The organism is Rhodococcus sp. A14 (genome assembly GCF_011603105.1).
GTDB lineage: Bacteria > Actinomycetota > Actinomycetes > Mycobacteriales > Mycobacteriaceae > Rhodococcus_F > Rhodococcus_F opacus.
On sequence record NZ_JAAOQS010000352.1, the window covers coordinates 1 to 241 of the forward strand.

Annotated in this window: 1 pseudogene; it reads left to right on the forward strand. The window is 60.2% G+C overall.

Going from position 1 to position 241, the window contains the following annotated elements:
* A pseudogene (locus G9373_RS45805) lies at positions 1-113 on the forward strand (transposase); the annotation flags it as partial.
* Positions 114-241 lie beyond the last annotated feature (128 nt).

Genomic DNA, 241 nt, shown 5'->3' on the forward strand with positions numbered 1-241 from the left:
CTGCGCACATGGCCGAGGTCTATGGCGCCGAGGTGTCCAAGCAGACGATCTCGACGATCACCGAACGGGTGATGGACGGCATGCTCGAGTGGCAGAACCGGCCGCTGGACCAGGGGCGGATTCCACTGATCGAGGCGAATCCTTTCCCGAGAGGATTACGATGCCCAGGTATGCGTGGAACAAGTCACCACAGGAAGACAAGCGCCGCTACTTCGAGCTGATCAGACAAGGCCACTCAGGA